Source organism: Bifidobacterium vansinderenii (assembly GCF_002234915.1).
GTDB lineage: Bacteria > Actinomycetota > Actinomycetes > Actinomycetales > Bifidobacteriaceae > Galliscardovia > Galliscardovia vansinderenii.
Genome location: NZ_NEWD01000016.1, coordinates 66,897 through 91,143, shown reverse-complemented (window position 1 = coordinate 91,143; position 24,247 = coordinate 66,897). Strand labels below are relative to the sequence as shown.

Here is a 24,247-nt window from a genome sequence, read left to right as displayed (position 1 = left end):
TTTTGGTCGCCCCGCGTCGTTGGGTTTCATTCATTCCTGTTTGAGAGGGGATTAGCTATGTATTTCGATGTCTCCAGCCCGGACGTGCTGTCCGAGGTCCATTCGCTGCGTGATGAGGTGCTTGCCCTTGCGCGGCTCCAGCAGCCCAATCTTGGTTGGGATGAGCTGAACGCGTCCGTGGTGCGTCTGTTCGGTGCCGATGGTCTGCTGGCCCCGGAGGCCGCGCAGGTGCTTCGCTCGTACCCGGAGGCCGTTGACGCGATGGACCGTTTCGATAACGTTGTGCTTGACGTGGACGCGAGGCTCGCGGCCCTGCGCGAGGCCACCGACGAGGTGCGGTTCGCTCACCCCGAGCTTGCCGAGGTGAAGGTCATCAACACCGTCGCGGATTACTTCTCCGGCAATGATGGTGAGGGTCTGGAGAACACGCGCGTGGTGCGTATCGCCGCGCGGCTGCGTGGACGCCAGGCGGGTATCTCCACGGGCCGGGCGCACATGGATCTCGCGCCGCTCCTCGCCGCCGGCCCCACCGCGAAGCGGAACCTCGCGTGCCTGCTTGAGGCCGATTTCTCGGCCATCTTCGTGCGTGAGATCCACGCACCGGCACCTGCTTCTGCTTCCGCTCCCGCGCATGCTGCTCCTGCACCTGCTCCTGCCGTGAAGCACGGCAAGTGACGGTGTCTTACCGATGAAGGGGCATCGACCGGCTTGGAATGGCCGGCCGGTGCCCCTCCTCGTTTCTTCGCTGCCGTCACCGGCTCTGCGTCCGGTCCCCGCGCGGCGGCCATGTTTATAGGGTTTTGCAAAAAAGCAAACCGATAACCATGTGTTTTTTGCGTTATCCAAAGCTGACCCGGCCGGCCCCGTGCGTGATGCTCACCGGCACCGGCTCCGTGCATGGATATGCCGTGGTGAAGCGTTGAAGCGCTTCCCCGTTCCCCTTCGATGATTGGAGTGCACCTTGGCTCGTTACCATTTGACTCCGGATGGACCGAAACGCTGCACGGCCACGGTCAGGCCATGCCGCTACGGGGGCCATTACGATAGCCTCGACGCGGCCAATGACGCTTACGAGGACCGGCTCATTGCCGAACTCACGGCAGAGAACGAGGAGCCGGACCTGCCGCTCGAGATAGAGATGGAGGACTACCTTGACGAGCACGGGTACGCGAAATCGCACCGTGACGCGTGGGACTCGTACCTCATGAACATCGGCCCCGGCCTGCCGTTGGATTACGTGCGCGGCCTCGCGCAACGCAGCGGCATGGTGATGGCCTTGTGCATCAGGAACGGCCTCCTGCCGCACGATGACGTCCTCCGGCAGATAGACAACCCGGACGAGGAGGTGCGCATGCTCGTCGCATCCACCCCCGGCCTCGACAACGACCAGCAGTCGCGGCTCCTCAACGACCCCAGCGAGATGGTCAGGCAGGCGATGGCCGTCAGAAGCGACGCCGGTGACCCGACCCCCATCCACGACCGGGACCCCATGGTCAGGTACGCGTTCGCTGCGAACCCGAACCTGAAGCCGTATCAGGGTATATGGATGGCCGAGCACGACGAATCCGACGCGGTACGGACCATGGCCGGCATACGCTGCATCAGCGAGGGGTGGTTCAACAAAAGACAGCTGGACAAGGCAAGCCGCGAGTACGGCACCACGGAACCCGACCCGACCGAGTACTGGTTCCGCAGGCTCCTCGAAACCAGAATCTGGCCTGGAACCGGCATGCAGCTATGGGATGAATGGGATGACCCGCAGTCCGGGCTGCGCGAAGCCGCGATCCGCAGCGGCGGCCTCAGCCGAGAACGCATCAAGCAGCTCACGAACGACCCCACGGAACGGGTACGCAGAACCGCGCGGGAAACGCTCAAGCAATACCCTGAGGCATGACCAGCCCCACGGCCGGTACAAGCCGACGATGAATAATAGACGCGTAAGCCCGCGCCCGGCGCTGGTAAAATCCCGGACCACCCGCGCTAGTTTATTATGTTCTTCTCTTTTTCCATTCATGTGCTTTGCTTCTTGTTTTTTCTTGTTGCTTGTCGCGTTGCGTTTTGTGTTTGTTTCGTTGGTTTCCTGCCGTTCTTGTTGGGATATGCCCCTCGCGGTTCGGGCCTTTCGGCTCGTGTTTTCCGTTCGTTTGTGAGGGGGTTTGTGATGCCTGTTGGTGGTGTTGCGCCGGTGGTCGCGGGGCCGGGTCGTTTGATTTCCGGTTTCGCGGATGAGCGTAGTGGTCAGATCGCGTTCTACGGTTTGTTCCTTGGTTCGGTGGATTCCGGTTTGACTGTGGATGATGTGCTGCGGGACAACACGGATGGTGTGGTTCGCGGGAACCTGCTGGAGTTCAAGCTGAGCATCCCGGATTTGAACGTGGTGGTTTCCCAGTGTGTGAAGTACCTGTCCGCGGAGCGTTTGAAGGGCCGGCCGGTGCCCGCGAACATCATCCTTATCGACCTCATCGCTGAGGTGGCTTACGTGTACGGGTCGAAGCGGTACATGGAGCTTGTGGAGCGGGTGTACTCGGGTGCCGCGTCGAAGAACAATGATGGTTTCGTGGCCGGGCCGTTCCGGGAAAGGCTGGACTACGGGTCGAGCGACCTTGACCGTCAGCGTCTCATCGACGTGATGCGCACGAACGATTATGAGCGCATCCATCTTGACGCGAACTGCATCGTGGGTTGGGGCCGCGAGTACTACCGGCTGAACCCCGCCGCGCGTAAGGACGCGTTCCTCGGTGACGAGGGTGAGATACGGAACCCGGACACGTTCAGGGATTACATCTACCCCTACGAGGGACCCACGAACGTGGAGTTCCAGTACCTCATGGACAAGCTGAACGATGACCTGAGCAAGAAGAACCTCGGTGCGTTTTACACCCCGAAGTGCTACGCGGACAAGTCGCTGGAGCTTCTGCGCGAGGCCATTAAGCGGGTCCCGGAGGGGAACGATTACGTCATCATCGACCGGTGCGCCGGCACGGGGAACCTCGAGAAGGGGATGACGGACGAGGAGCTGAGTCACTGCGTGCTCTCCACCATCGAGTTCTACGAGTACAAGGTGCTGGTGGAGCTGCTCGGTGCGAGGACGCGGGCCATCATCCCTCCCGTCGCGAGCCGCAGCGTGTTCGTGGCCGGCGGGAACGTCCGTGGAGCGAACGCGATGAGCCGCTCCTACCTGGAGAACGAGGTGGTGATGCGGTACGTGCGCGACCCGAAGTGCACCATCATCATGTACGAGAACCCACCGTTCAGCGAGGCCACGAGTGTGGACCACCAGTCGAAGGGCAAATCGGGAACCGCGACGTGGAGGAACGATTACGTCGTGAAGGAGATGAAGAAGGCCATCAGCGGGACCGACATCAGCATCCAGGCCGCTCAGGATCTCGGCAACTCGTTCATCTGGTCCGCTTTCCACTACTACCTCCGTCAGCCCACGGACAGCTACGTCGTGTACTCGCCGGTGAAGTACTGGAAGGCACAGAACCTCATCAGCAAGCGGTTCATCGACGGGTACGGGTTCAACCGACGCTGGTTCCACACGAACATCGACGCTTGCATCATGGTGGCCCTCTGGTCCAATGAGGATTCCGACATGGACGGGTTCACCATCAACGGGTACGACTACGACGAACGGAACGACTGCCTCAAGCCGGCCGTGCCGCTTGAAGTGAAGCGCTTGCATAGCCGCGTCACGGACTACTACGACAAGCGGCCGATACCCGAGGCCGACCGGCGTGGTGTGCTTGCCGGTCTGAACGGGTACGAGACCACCAGCCGCAAGCCGAGCGGCAAACCCGCGAAAGGGGAGGACCTGCTCGGCTACATGGCCGTGTACGGTGCCGGGTTCGATAACCCCGAGCTGCACTCCAGCCTCCTCACCGCCGGCCGGTACGACGGGCACGGGTTCTACCTGCACCGTGACAACTACCTCGAGAAGCTGCCGTTGTTCTGCGCGAGCCGCTTCATCTCGTATAACCGTGGATGGACGGAACGCGGCCTCATCATGAAGAGCGCTGACGGCAAGGACCAGTTCGAGCGGGACGTCCGCAGCGGCAAGCTCGACCAGTGGCTCCTCAAATGCCTCCTCTTCACCTGCCTCGAACGGCAGAACCACATGGTCACCTTCACCGGCAGCGACGGTGAGGAGTACCGCAACGAGCTGACCCTCGACACCACGAACGGCCCCACCATAGCGGCCACGGACATTGCCAGGCTCCAGACCGGCCCGGACGAGGCAGCGCTCCTGCTCCAATGGGACCAGCTCCTCGAAGCGGCCAAAGCAACGCGCGAGTACGACCCGGCCATCACCTACGGAGTCTACCAGATCGGCACGGAGATAGACACGAGCCGCAAGGACCCCATCACCGGCAAGACCATCTACAACAACGTGCCGGTCCACTCCGCAATGAAGGCCCTCAAACCACTGCTCCGCGACTACTACAACACGGAGATAGCGCCCGTCCTCCGCAAGTACGAGTACATCAAGTAACACCACCAGCCCTGCTGCTCCGGCCCAATGCGGGACGACCAACGGCAAGGAGAGGAAAGGAAAAGAACGCGGGCGCGGGTGGTCCGGGATTAACGATTAAATCCCGGACCACCCGCGCTCGTTTTTCTTTCCTTCTTCAGCGTCGCCGGTGCCTGGTTCCCGGTGGTGGTCCCTTTTGGCTTGTTCCTGCGGTTCCGGGGTATGTCGGGTTATCCCGGTTCTGGTGTTCCTTGTTAGGATTAAGACAATTGATCCGTGCGGGTTCGTGAGTGATGGAGGAGTGCCTGATGGCCGGTAATAGCAATAGCGCGTTGACGGCAGCGGTGAAAGCGAAGGAGGATGAGTTCTATACCCAGTCCACGGACATCGAGAAGGAGATGCGCTACTACCGCAGGCACTTCAAGGGCAAGACGGTTCTGTGCAACTGCGATGACCCGTTCGAGAGCAACTTCTTCAAGTTCTTCGTGCTGAACTTCAACAAGCTCAAACTGAAGAAACTCATCGCCACGTGCTACACGGGTTCCCCAATCGCGAACCAGCAGCTCTCGCTCTTCGACGTGATCGACGCTGATTCGAAGCACGACGAGACCGAACGGAACAAGCCCTACAAGGCCGTGGTGACCACGGTGCATGACGCTACCGGTGACGGTGGCATCGACATGGTGGATGTGAAGAAGCTCTTCGAGAACGGGGAGAACCAGCTCACCGAGCTTGAGGGGAACGGTGACTTCAGGTCGAAGGAATGCGTCGCGCTGCTGGATGAGGCCGACATCGTGGTGACGAACCCACCATTCTCATTGTTCCGCGAGTACGTGGCCCAACTCATGGAGCATGACAAGAAGTTCATCATCATAGGTAACCAGAACGCGATTACCTATAAGGAAATCTTCCCGCTACTGAAGGATAACCGCATGTGGCTGGGCAATAACAACGGAGACATGGCCTTTAGGGTCCCCGACTACTACGAGCCTCGTTCGACGCGTTACTGGGAGGACGAGGACGGTCAAAAGTGGAGGTCCATGGGGAACATCTCCTGGTTCACGAACCTTGACATTAAGAAGCGTCATGAGGAGATGATTCTCGTGAAGCGTTACTCGGGTAATGAGGAAGATTACCCGTGCTATGACAACTACGACGCTATAGATGTGAGCGTGACAAAGGATATTCCGGAGGACTACGCAGGAGTGATGGGTGTTCCCATCACGTTCCTCGATAAGTACAGCCCGGACCAGTTCGAGATTCTGGGCATCACGAAAACGTGGTTCGGGGCAGCGAGCAAAAAGTACGACAAGCAGACGCAGGTTGATAAGAACGGCAAGCGGTCCCTCGTTACCAAACTGAACGACGGCCCCTCCCTGCGGGTCCCCGAGGCTCCGGCCGGGAAGACCTACTACATCGTGGATGACAAGTACTACGTGCAGATTTACGCTCGCATCCTTATTCGCAATAAGAACCCGCGCGGCTCGTTCGACTGCTTCGCGAGTAAGACCAATGGCAAGGACGAAGGAGTCGATAATGCAGATTGAGCAACGCAAGGTCACCGTCCGTGAAGTGGTGGACGACTACTTCAATGATGACGAGGAGGGTGTGCGCGGCTACCATGACCGGCTTGACATCCGGCCCCCGTACCAGCGCGAGTTCGTGTACAAGGACAAGCAGCGCGACGAGGTTATCCGAACCGTCCTCAAGGGGCTGCCGCTGAACGTCATGTACTGGTGCAAGACCGGCAAGAACGAGGATGACGAGGAGACCTACGAGGTGCTGGACGGCCAGCAGCGCACCATCAGCCTCTGCGAGTACGTGGACGGCAGCTTCAGCGTCGATGACCGGTTCTTCGATAACCTGCCCGAGGACCTGAAGAACAAGATACTCGACTACGAGCTGTTCGTGTACGTGTGCGACGGCACGGACAGTGAGAAGCTCGACTGGTTCAAGATCATCAACATCGCGGGCGAGCAGCTCACCGACCAGGAGCTGCGCAACGCGGTGTACGCCGGTCCGTGGGTCAGCGACGCTAAACGCTACTTCAGCAAGACGCAAGGCCCCGCGTACCAGATCGCGGGCGACTACCTGAAGGGTGACGCTATCCGACAGGAGTACCTCCAGACCGCAATCAGCTGGGCCGCGAAGAAGGACGGCATCACCATCGAGCAGTACATGGCCCAGCACCAGTACGACGCGAACGCGGTGGCGCTCTGGAACTACTTCCGCAGCATCATCGACTGGATCCAGGCCATCTTCCCCAAGACCCGGAAGGAAATGAAGGGCCAGCCCTGGGGCATCTACTACAACGAGAACAAGGACCGGACCGACCTCGACCCCAAGAAGCTCGAACGCATCATCCAGAAACTCATGGGTGACGAGGACGTGACCCGCAAGAGCGGCATCTACCCGTTCGTCCTCACCGGCAACCTCCGGGACCTCTCCATCCGCGCGTTCGACCGCTCCACACAACTCGCGGCCTACGAGAAGCAGCACCACAAGTGCAACATGTGCGGTGAGGAGTTCGAATTCAACAAGATGGCCGGCGACCACATCATCCCATGGTCCATGGGAGGCAAAACCGTACCCGACAACTGCCAGATGCTCTGCGTGGACTGCAACCTCAAGAAAAGCGCAAAAACCGCAGCCAGCGAGAAGGACGCGGGCTGGTTCCTCGACAAGCTCGACTAACCACACGCTACAAGCACAAAGCACCAGCAAGAACGAAGCCCCGACGGACACGAACGACCGTTGGGGCTTCCCCTTACCCGCTCCACAAACGCAAAGGAAAAGAAAAGTAACGCGGGTGGTCCGGGACTATCGGTTAACGCCGGGCGCTCGCTGATTATGCGGCATATTGGTCAACGGAAAATCCCGGACCACCCGCGCACTCCTCGTCCCTTATTCAGAGCGCCGCCGGTGCGGGGTCTCAAGCGTGGTTACTTGCTTGCCTCGTCCCCGGTCCATGTGCCCTTATCACCGGCACTGCGCATGCGGCCCTGCTGCTCCATCTGCTGCTGCGCATACGCGAGGTCGGCTATGTCCTGAAGCACGGTGAGGAGCACCTCGCGACCATACGCTTCACCGTCCTCACCGGTGAGGTGCACGCGTATGGCATCGCGCTCCACGGTCCCGTCGTAACCATTCATCGCAGCGTTCAAACGCGAGTAGAACCCCGCGGCGAGGGAACCGGCATCATCATCCGCGAGTTCCCCGCGCACCTCGAACGGCTTATCCGCGGGGTCCGCGTGCGTCAGGAGGAGCGCGAGTCCCGAACCGGCTCGCGTGCCGGCCTCCTCAGCCGCAACGCGGAGCGTATCCAGCATCCCCAGCGAGTCATCCGCGTCATCCACGATCGAGATCAGCTCATCCACGTCGCTCGCGGTCAGCTCAACGTCACGGTGCAACGCGACCCACTTACGCAGCTGCACCACGATAACCATCCCCAGCATCGTTGCCTTACGCTCACCCGGCTCGAAAACACTCATGCCACCAGCCAAGCACCAGAACCAGACCTCACGCAGCGCGGGTATGCGACGGATGAAGAAGGGGAACGCTGCATGGGTAGGGTGCGGGATTCAACCAACGCCCGCCGCTCGATGGGGCACGGACCCATGGCCGAGAACCGGCTACCGGTGATGCGAAGGGAGAAGAAAAAGTAGCGCGGGTGGTCCGGGATTATCGGTTAACGCCGGGCGCTCGCTGGTCGTGGTGCTCCGGGTGCGGGTTTCGTGCCTTGCGGTGTGTCGGTGTCCGCGTGGTGCCGGATGATTAGTACATACGTTCGATAGAACGGGTGTTCGATTCGTTGGAGGTGCGTCATGGCAGTGGCTCGTCGTCCGGGGTGTCGGTTCGATGTTGGTCGGGTTCCGTGGGACGTTGCGGGTCTGGTGCGTCTGGAGCTGGATGGTTCGGATTGGGTGGACTTCGGTGATGGTCCGCGCTCGTGGCTGAGCGTCGATGAACTGCGCGTCCTCGCGTCGGAGTGGGGTTTCGCTCCGGAGTCCCTGCCGGGGAAGGTGTGGATCATGGAGGGTGGCCACATCTACTGCGAGTACCACACGGAGCCGCTCGCGGGTCAGGTGCGTACTGCCGGCCGGTTCTTCAGGAGGCTCATGCTTCACTACGATGGCCGTTCCGACCTGCCGTGCTGATTGCCCGTGCGGTGATTCCCCGTTCCCCGGTTCCGTTGCGGTGGTACGCTCATGGAGACCGGTCGATGATGGCCGGTGTCGTTCTTTTTGTTGCGAGGGGGCACGCATGGTTGGGGAAATCACTACGAGCAGGGACGCGAACCGCGTCGCTTGGGATAAGCCGGGGGATTGGATGCCGTTCAGCACGGCCATGCCGGATACCGAGCTGCACCGGTTATCGGTAGCGACCGGCCGGCTCACGGACCAGGTGGATGAGCTATGCGCGTACTGCGAGTCTCATGGTGAACCATTGACCCGTGACGCGGCCGAGTCGGCCATCGCGGCAGCGCTACGAGCGGAGCCGTCGAGCGTCGAGGAACTGGCCGGGTCGGCCACCGGATTGAAGGGACCGGCCGCGCTCCTCATCCAAGCGCTCACACGCACGAGCCGCAACGGTGCGGTCACCGACGAACCCGCGTCGAGTGATGACGGGTCGGTGCTCATGTGGGGGATTGCCGAGCTGGCATCCGCGCAGAACCGGACCATGCCCGCGCAGGAGAACCACATCCAGAACGGCCTCGACGCGAATGCCAAGCGGGACCTCATCGAGTCGTACCTGCATTCCATCATCACCTCGCTGCGCATCAAGTTCGACACGGACGAGCGGCTCGCCGCGCTGGATGACGAACCGGATGATGACGGGTTCGACCCGTTCGCTGAACTGAACGGCTGACCCCGGCGTCGCCGGTCCGCGGCTCAGCGGAACATCCTCCGACCATGGAAATGGGATATGCGGTAGCGTTACATCCCGTCAAGGCAAAGGTTGGTGGTCCAGATGAGCGACCGTATCGTCGGTGACGCGCGCGGAGCGGTGGTGAGGCACGGTGACGTGATCCGCGACAGCCTCATGGAGGGGCTTGGTGAATCAGTGGACCACGTTAGGGACTACACCGGTCCCGTGCTCGACGCGTGCAGCGCCTGGAGCGACTTGTCCGACCGTTTCGAGACCGGTGGTGATTGGGACCCGGCCGGGCTTGCCCGCGCATACGAGGTGATGCTCCGCGCTTATAACCAAGGGAAGGACCCGCGCAGGGTCTCCGACACGAGGGATAACCTCGCGCTCGACCTCCTCATGCTCGACGCTCACGGCTACGGCTCGCTGACTGGCCCCGCTCAGGCAAGGCTAGCGTTCCTCGACGGCCGCTGCCGTGCCATGTTCTACAACGAGCCGACGCCCGCGTGGGACGCTGAAGCCGCTCGACGCACCACCGACGTCGTGAACCAGGCGATGCTGATGGCCGAACCCGACGACCGGCTCGTGCGGCTCGTGGAACCGCTCGAACGAGCCGGAGTGCGCGTCCTCGAATCGAAACGCGACGCGATAGGTGTCATCGTGAACCGGCCTGGCGGTGCCGCGAGGAGAATGGCAAGGGCCACGGTCAACGAGCAGCAGACCGGCTGGGCAGAGCGTATCCTCATGGGCATCGAGTATGAGGACCAGCCGCGCGACAGGCAGCCGCACTGGTACCGCGGGATGCGACGTGAATGGGAACCATCCCCGGTGAGCGGCAACATCATCAGCTTCGCCGCGTGCCAGCTCGATGGTCGTATGACCGGAGCCGACCCAGCGGAGAGCGGCATCGCGGTGGACAACATCACCAGGGAAGCCGCGCGTGGTGGCCGGCCATGGAGCCGCGCACGAATGGCCATCATCGAATCACAGGCCGAGAAGATAATCAGCGGTCACCGGTACCCGGTGGACCATGCGCAGGAGAACGGACGAGCGGAAGCGATGAACGCGAGCGACGCGCTCACCTCCAGCATGCCCGACCCGCACGGCACGGCATCGCTCATCATCCGCATCGCGGCCGCGAACCAGGGCCGCAGGACCAACGAACCAGCGGAACTCATCATCGAGGACTACCACGACGAACCCGACCCCGCTCGCATCATCCGCGAAGCCGCACGCTCCTGCTGAACACCGGACAAGGAAACGCAACAACACCGCAAGACGCGGGGCAAGCACGCGAGAAGGGGAGGAAGGAAAACAACGCGGAGGGGCGGGGGCATCCATTAAAATCCCGGACCACCCGCGCGGCTTTCCGTTTTCCTTTTCTCCTTGACGGTTCCTTGTTCGTGTGTGTTCCGGGTATCGGGTCGTGTTGTGCTGCGTGCTCGTTCGTGTGTGGGGGCATGCGCGGGAAAATTTTTCGGATTATTTTCCGGGTTTCCTCGTTTTCGGGCCGGAAACGCGATCCGGCCGGTTAGATAAGTAGTGAGAACCGGTCAGGGGGGGGCCGGTCAAGCGAACCAAGGTAAGGGGAACAGATGTTCGAGAATGACGTTCGGGACGACGAGGCCATGTTTGACGGGGACCTCGAGGATGGTTACGGTTACGGGGTTTATTCCGACCGTGACGATGATGACGAGGAGGCTCTCAAGGCCGCCGGGTACGAGCAGCTGGACATGGACGATGACGGGGAGCCGGTGACGGAGGATGATGAGCTTGACGCTCTGCCCCGCATCGTGGATGACATCCTGACCACCGGCATGTTGGGTGGCCCTCGGAGGAAGTTCGTGGAAATCAAGCGTGAGCCGGGCGGTGACTGGCACGGCTGCAATGCGGGTTGGAGGCCGTGGACCGAGGCCGAGTGGAAGGAGTTCTACTACTGGTGCGACCTCATCGCGAGGAACCCGGAGCCGGTGGATGACAGCCCGCTGGAGCAGGCCCGCACCCGCATCGCCCGCGACTGCATGGACGAGTGGCCGCGCGTCCGCTACGACGAGAAGATCGGTGAGCTTGCCGCGACACCGCTTCAGCGCAGGATACTCAGTGACCCGAACCCGCAGGTCACCAGCGAGGCCCTTGACGAGCTGAGCCAGCACGCGCCGCTGAACGGGAAGAAGCGCGGCGGCGTCACGCTGGATGACATCCGCATCGTGGCCGGCCTCGCGAGCGGCCGTTCCATGTTCGACCCGAAGGACCGCAGGCAGGTAACCGCGCTCGAACACTTCGGGGTCGTCACGCACGGTGAAGCGGCAGCGCTCCGCAAGCGCGGGACGGACGCGCTGAAGAAGGACGGCAGCATCGAACCCGACCTCTTCGTCACGCACCTGCTCGACAAGCTCGACCCGGGCGACTACTGCTCCGTCGAATCCGCGCCACGCGGCAGCCGCTTCGATGACGGGCAGGACGGACCGAAACCGACGCAGCAGGGCATCAGCGTCTTCAGCCTCCTCGGCTGACGCCCGGCCCCGCACGCGGGAACAGGCAAGGGGAAAGGAGCCGGCATAAGGGAAAGAAGCAGCGCGGGTGGTCCGGGATTTAAGCGCGTCCCGGCCGCCCGCGTTTCTTTATTGTTCCTGTTGCTTATCCGTTCATGCCGCTTCTGCTCGTGGTGTCGTTGCTCTGCTGTCTTTTGCCTGTGTTCGTGTTTCTTCTTTTTCGTGGCCCGGTTCTTTTTCGTCGGGGTTCGGGCCGTTGCCGGTTAGATACGTAGTGAGTAGGGGAGTCATTGGATTGGTGGTCCGCGTTCCGCGGCTGCCGGCTTCCTTGTTCGGGAAGGGGTGTGCGTCATGGCTATTGATGCTGGGCCGGTGGATGCCGGCCGTTTCTACAGGGGGCTGGGCCTGAGGGTTTTCGCCGGGGACCCGGAGTCGGCAAGCGTGGAGCGCGTGCTGCGGCTGCTTGGTGAGGAGGGCCGGAGCGACGTCGCGTACCGCGTGTTCGGTGCGGTTATCGTGCGGGACCGGAATTACGTCTGGTTCTGCGACGCGGTGGACCGTCTCGCGAACGCGGGGTATGACGAAACGCCGGCCGATGACAGGGAGAAGTTCGAGCCGCTGGTGGATGACATTCGTCGTCGCGTACCGGCCGATGATGATGCGGAGGTGCTCCGATGAAGCGCGTTGGTGATGACCGTGACCGGTTCGAGGGGTACGGCCATGACGATGACGAGGTGTCCATCCTCATCGAGGACGCGCTCGTGCAGTCGCGGCTGGATGACATCGAGGCAGCGACGCTGCGCAACGACGACCGTGTGAAGCTCGACATCCCTGCCGAGTCGAACGCGGCCCAGCTGCTCTTCGGGCTGGAGGCCGAGGCAAGCGAGCAGCACGGGTACGCGCTCGAAGCGCAGCCGATGATGGGCTACGTTTCATGCAGCCCATCCTACGTGCCATGGTTCGTGAACTCGGCCGTGCTGCTGAACCGGGCCGGGCTTGACGGGTACATCGATAAGCGCATCGACGCACTGGGCCGCGACCCGTTCGACCGCGCGTCGCTGGACGACATGCCGCTGGATCTCGTGCTCGCGTACCGCGCGTCGGTGAACGCGTACCGGAACATGCACCTCGTGGAGAAGCTGGAGGATGAGTACACACCGGAGGAGCTGGAGGAGCTTGCGCAGGACGAACCGTTCAGCGCGGAACCCGGCCCCGACTGGATTCCCGCGAAGCATGGACGCGGAACCGAGGAAACCGACGACAACGATGATGGAGGGGAGAAGTGAAGATGGACAAGGCAATGGCACCGGTGCCGGATGATTGGGAGTCCGCGTACCCGATTGACGCGAGCCTCGACGTGTCGGGTGCGGATGACGACCTCGACTCGCTCGCGAAGCTTGACGAACTCGCGCGCGGCGAGACACAGCGCGTGGCGGACCCGGCCCCGCTCACCGGAGTAACGGAGGTGCGCTCACCGGCCGAGCTTGCGGCCCGGTCCAACAAGGCCAAGGAGGAACGCGACGCGGCCCGCGAGGCCGAACGTGCAGCGAGGGCCGCGGATCCGTTCGAGGCACTGGCCGATGAGATAGACGAAGGCACGTTCCTGCCCGTGAAGAACGCGAGCGACGAGCCGACGTCGGAACCCGTGAAGGGCAAGCATGGCAGGAAGCGGAGGGAGAAGAAGGCCCCGCTGCTCGACCGTGCGCGCGTCGGCAAGGTCAGGGACCGCGACAACACGGTGCGTGGTGCGTCGTACATGATGCGCGACTTCGATGAGACGAATGCGGGCATAGTCACGAACGCGGCCCTCACCACGGGTCAGCTCGTGTACGGCTACGTGCTCGAAGCGACGAGCACCATCATCGCGCTCGTGCTCTACAGGGTCGGCTGGTGGTTGAAGCACGCGGGGCGTGAACCCGTGTTCCGCGAGAACTACAGCCAGATCGTCCTCGGCCTGAAGGGCGTAGCGAGGCTCTACGGCAAATGGTTGACCGGTATAGCGGACATGCTGCACCGCACCGTGAACCGCACGAAGGAGCAACGCAAAGCGACGCTCGAACGCGCGAACCTCGACAACCTCGACGCGGACGAGCTGAGGAAGACGATCAGCGAGGCCGGTGCGGCTGCCGCGCAATCAGCGACGCAAGCCGCGTCGAAGGTCGGACGGAAAGTCGCTGAGCAGGTGGAGCGCAGCAACATCAGCCTGCCGTTCGACCTGACGAAACCCGACGACGAGAAGCACGAGGCAACAAGCGCAGCCGACTCGGCAGCGGCTAGGGTCGCGGTGGCCGGTCTCACGGAGGAGGACAAGCAACTCCTCGCGGTGGCCGACGAGCTTGACCCGACCGGCAAGGAACCCGAACTCGTCGCGGCCGGAACCCCGTTCGACTACGGGACCACCGACGAGGAACCCGACGATGCAACGCCGGTTCCGGAACCCGAACCACACGACACGAAACCCGAAACAGCGACGCACAACGAACCACTGCCGGAAGTGGAACCACAACCCGCACCAGCGGCGCTGCCCGACGTCACCGATGAGGAGCCGGCATCCACCACGGATCCACTGCCGCTCGGGAAGGACGACGAACCGGAACCACCGGTGACGGACGACATCTTCAGGACCGGCGTCGAGGAACCGGAACCGACCACCACGAGCAACGAGACGGAACCACAAGCACAACGGCCTATGTTCAGGCCGGTGCGACAGCACACACGCAGCACCGCACCAACGCGGTGACCATAACTACAAGCACGAGGAGCGGGGCACGGGAACAACAACCCGGCCCCGCTCCGCTTATCCATAAGCACAGAAAATCCCGGACCACCCGCGCCCGTCCTATCCTTCATCACCGGGGCACGCACCATGAGTGCTGGCCGGCAAACCGAGGGGGACCGCGCGGGGCGTGGGGTAACGCTGATGGTCTTAAACCAGCACGGGCAACGAGCAGCGCGACGGGGTAAGCGCCCGGCGTAACGGCAACGCTGGTGATGGGGCAGGAGGAGAAAATGTTGCGCGGATGGTCCGGGATTTTATGTTTCGTTGGTCCCCGTCCATCCGTGCCCGTGTTGGTGGTGTTCTTCTCCTTTTGCTTCTGGCCGCTTGCTTGTTTATGGTTCGTTCCTCGGGCCGTGGGGATTCTCGGAAAAATTTTCGATTATTTTTCCGGTTTTCCCTTGTTTTCGTCGTTGTGCGGGGTTTTGCCGGTTAGATACATGGTGAACGCGCGGAGCGGGTTTGGATTCCGGCTGGGGATGGTCCCCGGCTCTCCGGTTCGCGTGGTTCCGTTTCGGGAAGGATTGAATCATGGCTCAGATGGCTGCTTACGTCCCTACGCTGAACGCTCGTCGTTCGTCGCGTCGTTCGTTCGCTGATTGGTTCCGGGTCCGTCGCGCGGCTCGCATGGAGGAGGGGATGCTGGATTTCGGTTCCCTTATCGTGCCTCGCGTGCGGACGAGCGCGGAGCTTCTGCCTGACGCTGCATCCGTCATGGATGCGAGCGAGGTGCTGCCGGGCGTCGGGGATTCGTTCCTCGACCTGTGAGGCTGACCGTCATGGCCGGTGCCCCGCGCGGCCGTGAACGTTCAACGCATCGCGGGGCCGAGGAGATTGTTTTGTAGAGGGGAGTCGGTGATGTTCTACGATAGGGAATGGACGATGAAGCTGTGCAGGATGACGCGCGGCGGTGGTTCGATAAGCCCATGGCATCCGGACGAGGATTACGTGCCGTGGTTCTCGGAGTCCATAGCGGCAGGGCTGGATGATGACGTGGAGCGTGTGACGCGCGAGGTCACCGCGATGCTGCTCGGTGCTTGGGTGGAGAACGACCGGTTCATCATGAACGTCGAGGTCCACCGAGCGTTGTGCCGCGCGGATTTCCTCCACTTCGCGGACGTCATGTACCGGGGCATCACGAAGGAGTACCGGAAGCGCTACGTGGACGCGGACGGGAAGCCCATGCTCACCGCACGGGAAATCGTGCGCAGCTACAGCGAGTACGTCCGCTACTACGTCACGCGCGGTGACGCTTACGCGGATAGCAGCCTGAACCCGGGCCGGAACGAGTTCAATGAGATTCTCCAGAAGCAGATACACCGCATGTTCAACGTTGCGAACGCGAGACTGGAAAGCGACATCCTCATGGACAGCACGTACCGGAGCCACGGCCTGCTCACGCTGAGGAAGAAGACCTTCTACTGCGACGACGGGGTGGACAGGATCCAGTGGATGTTCCAGCCGGGGGCCGACGAACCGCACGAGCGATGCACCGCACCGATACCCGAGACCGTCAGCGACACGCAGCCATACCTCGGCCCCGTCCAGAAGCCGCTGAACCGAACATCCGTGAAGCGCATGCTGAAAGCGAAGAACGTCGCGCTGAACGCGGTCCCGCATGGCCGTTACTTCCTCGTGTGCATCCCCGTGCATCGCTGCCCGAACCATCAGGCCTGGGAACGAGTGTTCAACTCGCACGGCTGGAGGTGGGTGGCAACGTTCCGGACGGACAGGAACCGCCGGGGCTTCGACTGCTGGAACATCTACCTTGACGTGGGCAGGCAGGTACCGACGCGCAGCATCAGCGTCGCGCTTTCGAGCGTCGTGGCCAAGGATGGACGGCTCCACGGGGATAACACACAGGCCTGCCATAAGCCGGATGGTGCGTACAACAGCATCACGTCCCCGTACTGGATAGGTGCGCGTCAGCAGAAGGTCATGCCATGGGCCAAGCGAGGCCAGGTGTATTGGTCAAGCGCGTTCGAGCCGGAGCACCCGAAGACCGTGTGACGGGTCCGCCGCTGTAGCGAGCGGCACAGGCAAAAGAACGAAAACAGCGGAATGAAAAGCAGCGCGGGTGGTCCGGGATTTCAACTAACCAATAATCCCGGACCACCCGCGCTGCTGTTTTTCTTTCCTACTTTTTCTTCTCCTTCTTGCGCGGCACAGCGTCACATGCGTGAGTCGTGCTTGATATCGGCTCACCGTTGTGGTTCCGCACGCGCAATCCTCTTGTTCCGCGATTGCGCGTGCGGTTTGTTCCGCGATGCGCGTTCACCTTGTGGTTGGTCGCGTGGTGATACGCCGGGCGGCTTGCCCGAGTGATTCGCGGCCCGATGCCTGGTGCCATGGCCGTACTTCGAGGTCGGCCCGCGTGACGCGGTTGCGACGTGCCCCTCGCTTCGGGAGGTTGCGTGGTGCTCGTATCAAGCGTCGCGGCTTCTTGTTTGTCGCGTCGTCAGCGCTTGTGGTGCTTGTAGCGTGGTTCACGGCCGCACCTGCTCGTGTCGTGACTATGCCTGTCGCGGTACCGGTCGCTGGTGTGACGGTGTTCGTAGCGGCAGTGGTGTTGCGTGCGTCGTGGAGGAGCGTGGTGTGGTTCGTGCTGAGCACGGGGTCCGTGGAGCGGGAGTAGCGGGCCATCCGCTCCTCGCGTTCCCGTGTTTCGGCTGCGTTGACGCGGGCGGCCACGAGCCGGTGGTACCCGTCAATCATGCGCGGCAGATCGTCGATGGGGACCTCGTGCAGGTCTCGGTTCGAGCGTGCGGTCCACGGGTCGTAATCGAACACCACGCACAGGTCGAGCAGTTCTCTGAGGGATAGTAGCGGCACGTAGCTCGTGCTCGTCTCCACCGGTGCGAGTCCGAGCATGTAGTACGCGCGGGGGATACCGATGCTACGCACCTCATCCATCGCTTTCGTGTCAAGCGTCACGGGTAGCACCGGCACTTCAGCGTAGGGATGCGCGGCCATCCATGCGTCACGGTACAACTCGTAGCTGCCAGCGCGCACACCGACGAGCAGTTCATCGCTCGTGGAGCGTCCGTGGGCCTCATCCCAATCGGCCACCGCGCGGCCATAGGGGAGCGCGGCACCGGTGTCGTGCGCGTCATGCTCGTTACGCTGCATCGCGTCAACGTCAACGAGGAGCGAGCGGTCGCGACGGTCGCGCCTGCCGTAGTCATCGCACCGGTACAGGCCGAGCACCCAACGGCAATCCGTCAGTGCCTCGGCCCCAGCACGGACCAGTTCGCGCTTCGACGTCACACCTGCCTTGCGTGCCGCGCGTCGAGCGTCGTAGATCGCTGAAGCGTCGAACCGTAGCTCGAGCATCATCAGCCCGGCACGCGAACACGCGCGACCCACCTCATGCAGCGGCACGGACGAAACCGGGGACGGAACCCAACCGCGTCTCTTCGCGTAAGCATCCGGCCTGACCAGCACCCAATCATCAAAACGGAAACCCGAGCGGGTCAGGTTCCCCACGACGCTCCTCCTCATCACGCACCCCCAAGCACGATGGCCGCGCGCACCACGACGGGCGCGCGACCGAACCACATCATTTTTCCTTCACCATTCATCTAACCGAAAACCAGCGCAGCGCACGAACCAGCACCACAACACGGCAAGAACAACGAGCAACTAGCAAGCGGATGGTCGCTCCGCGCGAGGAACCTTACGTAAATCCCGGACCACCCGCGCCCGCGTGTTGTTCTTCTTTCCCCTTGTCTATGGTGTCCGGTCCGTGCCCGCGCTTAACTGGTTGGTGTGAGCGGGTCAGTCCATGAACCCGAAGTCACCGTTGTCGAGGTTCGGCATCTCCTCGGGTTGACGGATGGCACGCATCATCTCGCGCGTCTCCTCGTCATCCGTCTTCTTGTTCCCGTCAGCGCTGGCGGCTCCATCCGCCACCGGCTTCACGTAGGGTGACGGTGCGACGGCACCAGCGGAATCATCCATCGCGTCGGCCGGTCCCTCGTCCAGCGCGTCAACGGGGCCGGCAGGCTGACCTATCACCGCACTGAACGGGTTGCCACCACTACGACGAACGGGACGGTTAAACACGGGGGTCGCAGTCGGAGCCGCGCTTCGTGTGACGAACGGTGACGCTGGAGCCGCGACCGGTGAACCCGCAGGAGCAGAAGCCGCAGCCGTGACAGGGAACTGGTCAGTGGAAACGACGAACGAAGAATCAGCGCGGGTGGTCCGGGATTTAAGGACGTCGGTCCGTGCGTCGCTCATCGTGGCAGCGTTGCGCGTTACCGGTGCCTCACTCATTTCATTCACTGCGCTGCGTGTCACCGGTGCTTCGCTTGTCGTGTTGCGTTGGGCCGCGTTGCCGCGGTTCGCTCCGAATGGTGCGCGCGCGTCGAGGTGCCCGTACTCGTTCAACGCGGGCGTGGTGTTGTTCCTTGCTTCGATGGCCTGCCGCTCCTGAGCGAGCCGCGCTTCGCGCGTGCGGTTCCTCGGGAGCCGGAACGAGCGGACGGAACCAGCGCGCGGCTTCGCCTCCGGCTTATGCTCCTCGTCCGGGTCCGCGTACTCCGTGTAGATGTCGCAGCCCGACGCGAGGCCGACCTCAAGCTCGCTCCACGCGCTGATGACACGCTGGTTCGTTGCGCCGGTGAGTTCGATGGCACGCTCCAGCATGTTGCGTGTGAACCTGCGTGGCGCTATCCACACGAACTCCGCGTACTGCTCGGCCGTGCCCGTGAGCATCATCGAGGTGAGCGTGCACGCGTACTCCTCGATGGTCTTCGGGGTTAGCTCCAGCTCGACCCCGATGCTCCGCTTATCGGGACGCGCGAGAATCATGTCCACGGGATGATCGGTGAGCCGCAACCAGCTCGAGTCGTACACGTGGTTCGCTGCCTCGTCCACTATCTCGTCAAGGTTCCGGTTCCCCTGCTTCAATGCTTCGATGTTCAACGCGAGGTCGTGGTTCAGCAGGACCCACTGGTACATGCCGTCCTGGCCGGTGCGGTACGAACCGTCACGGGCCTCGTAGCCCTCGCCGGCGGATTGCATCAGCCACGCGTTATAAGCGGGTGCGCGTCCCGTCTGCGCGATGCCGCGTCGGATGCGATCGAACTTCGCGGCCACCGCGATGTCGTCCACGACACCATCCTCGTTCGTGTACTGCTTCATCCATTTACGCAGCGACGTGTTGTACTCGCGCTCCGCTATGAGGCCGGACTCACCGTACTGCATCTCATCAAGCACGGTGGGCCACTCGTCACCGAGACCAAGCACATCCACGCCGGCGTACATCTGCGACGCAAGCGAAGCGAGACCAAGCTCATGCTGACGCGGCTTCACGCTCGACGCCGGTGGCACCTGACTCATCACCACCTCGCGCAGTCTTGGCCTCGGCAGCCACACGGTGCGTGTCGTTCCCTCCTTCGAGGAGCGCAGCAGCCCCTCCTTCTCGAAGAACCTCAAGCGCTTAGCGACGCGCGACCGGTTGTTCATCGACCAGCCACCGAAACGCACGGCCTCGACCGTCGTCGCTCCCTTCCACCGGTAAATGCAATCCAGCATGCGCAAATCCGCACTACCCGGACGCACACGATTCGCGTACCTGCTCATAACCAATGCTCCCTCCGAAACGGAGGACCCGCGCAAACCCCGAAGAAACGATGTACGGAGGGGTCCACGACAAGGGGTCCTAAAATCACTAGGGCCATATCCGGCACCAGCCAAAAAGCGGGGCACGGGCAGGGGCACCGCGATAAAAAACGCAGAAAACCCGGCTGGATGCGGGTTTTCCAAAAACAAACCCCCTTGGGCAACGAAAAATACGAGCCGGGTAATCGCAGGAAAAGAACCCAGCCCGACCCCATAGAACCGGTGCCACGGCCCCGGACCCCAGCCCGACGCGACAAGCAAGCACGCGAAGCACCGACCCGCATAATCCCCAAACGCAACAAGGGAAACCGAACGAGGCAAAACGCGCAACAGCACGGCCACGCGTCATCACAAGAACGATGAAGCCCGGCACGGTAAGCAGCAGATAACCGACCCGCGTAATCCCCGAGCGACGCAAGTAGGGGAAGCGGCACGAAGCAGAACCGCGCAGCAAGAAGCACCACGCGTCACTACAAGCAGTGAAGCCCGGCACGGTAAGCGACACACGAACCCCAAAGCCCCGCGCAACGCGTGGCCAACAATAATCCCGGACCACCCGCGCAACACCACATCATGGTAGTGGTGCGCAGTGTGGCCGCGCGGCGCGCGCGGCGCGCGCAGTACAAACACGACCAGTGGTTCGTGGTGCCGTTGTCATAACAACGCAGCAAGAAGCGGTAACCACGCAACAGAAGTAGCGCGGGTGGTCCGGGATTACTATCCGTAATGCCGCGAACCATAACACTCGGGGACATTAGCTATTTGAACCCGCACGCGACAGCGCTCAAAAGCCCAGCACAAAAACGGCACACCGGTCACTTACCAGGCACCGGTGCGAGTCAGCCTGGTCATGGGGAGGTAACACGCTCCGCGTCCCCATGGCCCCTCCACCGGAACCCGATGCGCATTTCTCACAATGACGTGAAGATAACGTAGCGCGGGTGGTCCGGGACTTTAACTTGCAAAGAGGGTCATGAATCAGCGTGGCGCGTGCGCGCGGCGGTGCGTGGTTCCTTTTTCTTTTTTTTTTCGAGCGTTCCTAACCCGACGAGGTTGCGTTGCGTCGTGCATGAGCATGTGCCTTGTTCTCCTCGCTCGTTGCTGCTTGCTTAACGGAAATCCCGGACCACCCGCGCTGCTTTCTTTCTTCTTCATCCTCATAACCGTTGGTGCTCGGGTCGGGTTCGTGCGTCGTGCTTGTGTTGCTCTACTTGTTGTTGCTTGTGTTCTGTTGCTCGTGCGTTGTTGTCTGCACCAGTGACTCGTGCCTCGCGAGCCGTGTGCTGCTCGCTGACCTAACGGTGATTATGCGTGAGCGTGCCGCTCCGTGGTGTGTGGTGGTTTGTGTTGCGTGCTCTGCGGTGGAGGATAATCCCGCACCCTACCCGCGTTACGTTTTTCTTCGTTCTCCCTGACTGGTGGGGGATGGTTCCTGCGTCGTGTTGTTTGTTCCACCTTCTATTGCTCGTAGTGCTTGTGCGGATCCTTGGTCCGTGTGGTTCTGGTGTGGTGCTTCTTCTCTGCCCTTTAACGTGTCGTGCCGGTGCATGTTGCGTGGCCCTTGCTGTGCTCTTCTTCATTGACTAGTTTTGGGGTCGTCGGGCTTCCTCGTTCCCGTGTGCGTACTCGTTCCTGCTCCTCGTTACCCGTGACTTGTGGGAATGGAACAAGGAGTAGCGCGGGTGGGCCGGGATTTTCCATTAACGCCCGGCGCTTCCTCGTTCGTGGTCGTGTGGTGCGTGTTCCTGCCTTTGCTTCTTTGTTGGGTCGTGTTGCTGCGTGTTCTCGTTGCGGGTGCGGGGTGGTGGTGTTCGTGTCCTTGTTGTTTTTCCATTAACCGAGCGGTGGTGGTTCTTGCGTCGTTGCGTCTCGTGCGGTTATGGGTTTCATGTTCCGTCCTTCACTGTGTCATGCGTGTGGTTGGTTCTTGTTTTTTCCGCGCGGGTTCTCGTTTTGGTTCTTGCTCATGGGTTCGCCGGTTGGAACAGGGGTGATGCGGGGCCGGGGTCGCGTGCCGTGGTGTGTGCGATATGCGCTTCGTGTTGGGAGGGATGGCCCCGCGGGTACCGGTTAATGGTGGTGCCGCTGCGGTCCGTGGTTGTTCCTCGATTGTTCCTCAAGGGGGGAAATGATTATGGAGAAGTTCGTTCTGGGTAAGAAGGTTGTCGCGGCTGCCGCTGCGATGGCTGCCCTTTCCTCGTTCGGGTTCGCGGGCACCGCGTTTGCCGCTGACCCGGCCCCGGCCGCTGGTAACGCGACCATCACGCTGAAGTCCACGAACAACACGGACCAGGCCGCGGAGAATCTTCCTACGCTTGGTGGTCGTCGGTTCGCGGCCTACAAGATCGGTTCCTACTCGAACCCGACCTTCACCGCTGATGGTTCGAAGGTCCAGTCCCTCGACGTGACCGCTGACGCCGCGGTTAAGGCTGCGGTTGAGCAGGCCGTTAAGGATGCGGGGATTGACCTGACCGGTAAGCCGGATTCCGTTGATACGCTTGCTTGGGTCCTGGCCGCTGCCTCGACCGAGAACCCGAACGGTGCCACCCCGGTGACCGCTGACCAGTTCCGCGCGTTCGCTAACTCGCTCGCGAAGCAGATCGTTGCCGAGGACAAGGCCGTTGGTGGCAAGGACAATGGTGCCGACCTTCTGGCCCCGGCTGCGGATCAGGCTGCCGCGAACGCGACTGATAAGACCATGGACCTGACGGTTCCCGAGGGTTACTACCTCATCATCCAGCACAACGACGCGAACCCGGTCTACGGTGATGATGGTTTCGTTGATGGTCTGCCGGTCGTCGTGGGCACCACCATCGGCAACCCGGATGGCAAGCAGCTCAACACCACCTACAAGGGTCTGACGCTCGGCTCCGCGCTCATCAAGCCGCAGGAGGTCCCGGTCCTGAAGACCGCGGATAAGAAGGACGCTTCCAACGGTGACAAGGTGAAGTTCACCATCACCAGCCACGTCCCGAACTTCCTTGACGTCGCTACCTACCGTCTCTCCGATACGGATGTGGACTTCTCGAACCCGGCCGTGGATGACCTCCACGTGACCGTTGACGGTAAGGACGTCACGGCTGACGCTAAGGCCCACTTCACCATGGGCAAGTCCACGAAGCTTGTTCAGGATGCGCAGTCGAAGGCCTGGTCCTGGCAGGACACCGACGACGCGAACTCCTGGTACTTCGATGGTTCCTACCTGCTTGACCAGGCGAACTCCGGCAAGCAGATCGTCATCACCTACTCCGCGACGAAGAACGCGAAGGACGCGGCCGGCTCCACGAACGAGTCGCAGAACACCGTGTACGGTGGCGCGACGTTCAAGGAGGACATGGCCCCGAAGGACGGGACCAGCACGGTGAAGGTCGGTTCCTTCGAGTTCGGCCTGCACAAGGTCGATAAGAAGGGTGCTGACGTCGCCGGTGCGAAGTTCACCGTCCAGCGTGACGTGAACGGTGACGGCCAGTTCGCTGATGACGAGTACATCAAGCTCAGCGCGGGCGGCCAGGATGGCAAGGTCGCCGGTGACTGGGATACCGTGACGAACGAGAACGACGCCGCGGTGTTCACCACCGCCGCTGACGGCACACTCTCCTTCAAGGGCCTCGCGCACGGCGACTACAAGGTCAACGAGACGAAGGTCGCTGACGGGTTCCTCGACATCAAGCCGGTGTTCACCATCCACGTGGATGACAAGGGTGCGGTGACCGTCACGAAGGGCACCGCGGGCGACCTCGTGAGCGACCCCGCGAACAAGGTCGTGACCGTCACGAACGTCCGCAACATCCCTGAGCTGAGCCAGACCGGTGCCGCGGGCATCGTCCTCACCACGCTCGTCGCGGCCATGGTCGCGGCCGGTGCGGTGGTCATCATCCGCATGGCCCGCAAGCAGACCGCTCGCTGAGCCTCACACCACACCACGAACCCGACGCTGGTTCACTCCGGTGAGCACGCGCCGGGGGAGTGGCCGGGCAACGCACTCCGCTAATCCCCCGACCAAGGAGCGAG

At 62.1% G+C, this 24,247-nt stretch carries 18 protein-coding genes; 15 read left to right on the top strand and 3 right to left on the bottom strand.

The genetic code is table 11. The features are described from left to right. Positions 1-57: 57 nt before the first annotated feature. The 5 genes from Tam10B_RS06595 to Tam10B_RS06575 all read left to right on the top strand — a co-directional run bounded on the left by Tam10B_RS06595 (position 58) and on the right by Tam10B_RS06575 (position 7,165). A complete protein-coding gene (locus tag Tam10B_RS06595) occupies positions 58-675 on the top strand; it encodes a hypothetical protein (protein ID WP_093960465.1) in 618 nt (205 codons plus the stop codon). Between the two features lie 286 nt (positions 676-961). Further along, positions 962-1,894, top strand: coding sequence for a hypothetical protein (locus tag Tam10B_RS06590; protein ID WP_093960464.1), 933 nt, complete (start codon positions 962-964; stop codon positions 1,892-1,894). A gap of 267 nt (positions 1,895-2,161) precedes the next feature. Then, complete coding sequence (locus Tam10B_RS06585; protein WP_198947546.1) at positions 2,162-4,492, top strand: hypothetical protein; 2,331 nt, start codon at positions 2,162-2,164, stop codon at positions 4,490-4,492. 287 nt (positions 4,493-4,779) lie between these two features. Further along, complete coding sequence (locus Tam10B_RS06580; protein WP_093960462.1) at positions 4,780-6,018, top strand: adenine-specific methyltransferase EcoRI family protein; 1,239 nt, start codon at positions 4,780-4,782, stop codon at positions 6,016-6,018. Further along, entirely contained in the window at positions 6,008-7,165 is a 1,158-nt protein-coding gene (locus tag Tam10B_RS06575; RefSeq protein WP_093960461.1) for an HNH endonuclease family protein, read from the top strand. Before Tam10B_RS06580 ends, Tam10B_RS06575 begins: the two co-directional genes overlap by 11 nt. A gap of 248 nt (positions 7,166-7,413) precedes the next feature. Here the strand turns inward: Tam10B_RS06575 and Tam10B_RS06570 are convergent, their stop codons facing one another. Further along, a complete protein-coding gene (locus tag Tam10B_RS06570) occupies positions 7,414-7,926 on the bottom strand; it encodes a hypothetical protein (RefSeq protein ID WP_093960460.1) in 513 nt (170 codons plus the stop codon). Positions 7,927-8,295: 369 nt separating this feature from the next. Between Tam10B_RS06570 and Tam10B_RS06565 the strand changes: the two genes are divergently transcribed. From Tam10B_RS06565 to Tam10B_RS06525, 9 genes are all read left to right on the top strand, one after another. Continuing rightward, complete coding sequence (locus Tam10B_RS06565) at positions 8,296-8,628, top strand: hypothetical protein (protein WP_143248584.1); 333 nt, start codon at positions 8,296-8,298, stop codon at positions 8,626-8,628. A 106-nt stretch (positions 8,629-8,734) separates the two neighbouring features. Continuing rightward, positions 8,735-9,340, top strand: coding sequence for a hypothetical protein (locus Tam10B_RS06560; protein ID WP_143248583.1), 606 nt, complete (start codon positions 8,735-8,737; stop codon positions 9,338-9,340). A gap of 102 nt (positions 9,341-9,442) precedes the next feature. After that, a complete protein-coding gene (locus tag Tam10B_RS06555; protein ID WP_143248582.1) occupies positions 9,443-10,585 on the top strand; it encodes a hypothetical protein in 1,143 nt (380 codons plus the stop codon). Between the two features lie 350 nt (positions 10,586-10,935). Next, the gene (locus Tam10B_RS06550) at positions 10,936-11,853 is read left to right on the top strand and encodes a hypothetical protein (RefSeq protein WP_093960456.1); all 918 of its coding nucleotides are present in this window, start codon (positions 10,936-10,938) and stop codon (positions 11,851-11,853) included. A 330-nt stretch (positions 11,854-12,183) separates the two neighbouring features. Then, complete coding sequence (locus Tam10B_RS06545) at positions 12,184-12,510, top strand: hypothetical protein (protein ID WP_093960455.1); 327 nt, start codon at positions 12,184-12,186, stop codon at positions 12,508-12,510. Then, on the top strand, positions 12,507-13,118 hold the full coding sequence (locus Tam10B_RS06540; protein ID WP_093960454.1) for a hypothetical protein: 612 nt from the start codon (positions 12,507-12,509) through the stop codon (positions 13,116-13,118). Before Tam10B_RS06545 ends, Tam10B_RS06540 begins: the two co-directional genes overlap by 4 nt. A 2-nt stretch (positions 13,119-13,120) precedes the next feature. Then, complete coding sequence (locus Tam10B_RS06535) at positions 13,121-14,572, top strand: hypothetical protein (protein ID WP_143248581.1); 1,452 nt, start codon at positions 13,121-13,123, stop codon at positions 14,570-14,572. Positions 14,573-15,139: 567 nt separating this feature from the next. Continuing rightward, positions 15,140-15,376 carry a hypothetical protein gene (locus Tam10B_RS06530; protein WP_093960452.1) on the top strand — a complete coding sequence of 79 codons (237 nt, stop codon included), beginning with the start codon at positions 15,140-15,142 and terminating at the stop codon, positions 15,374-15,376. A 114-nt stretch (positions 15,377-15,490) separates the two neighbouring features. Continuing rightward, entirely contained in the window at positions 15,491-16,618 is a 1,128-nt protein-coding gene (locus Tam10B_RS06525; RefSeq protein WP_143248580.1) for a hypothetical protein, read from the top strand. Positions 16,619-16,882: 264 nt separating this feature from the next. Here the strand turns inward: Tam10B_RS06525 and Tam10B_RS06520 are convergent, their stop codons facing one another. Both Tam10B_RS06520 and Tam10B_RS06515 read right to left on the bottom strand, forming a co-directional pair. Continuing rightward, positions 16,883-18,094, bottom strand: coding sequence for a hypothetical protein (locus Tam10B_RS06520; protein WP_093960450.1), 1,212 nt, complete (start codon positions 18,092-18,094; stop codon positions 16,883-16,885). Between the two features lie 291 nt (positions 18,095-18,385). Then, the gene (locus Tam10B_RS06515) at positions 18,386-20,149 is read right to left on the bottom strand and encodes a hypothetical protein (protein WP_143248579.1); all 1,764 of its coding nucleotides are present in this window, start codon (positions 20,147-20,149) and stop codon (positions 18,386-18,388) included. 2,215 nt (positions 20,150-22,364) lie between these two features. On the opposite strand from Tam10B_RS06515, the gene Tam10B_RS06510 reads away from it, so the two are divergent. Next, positions 22,365-24,143, top strand: coding sequence for a SpaA isopeptide-forming pilin-related protein (locus tag Tam10B_RS06510; RefSeq protein ID WP_143248578.1), 1,779 nt, complete (start codon positions 22,365-22,367; stop codon positions 24,141-24,143). The last annotated feature ends 104 nt before the right edge of the window (positions 24,144-24,247 follow it).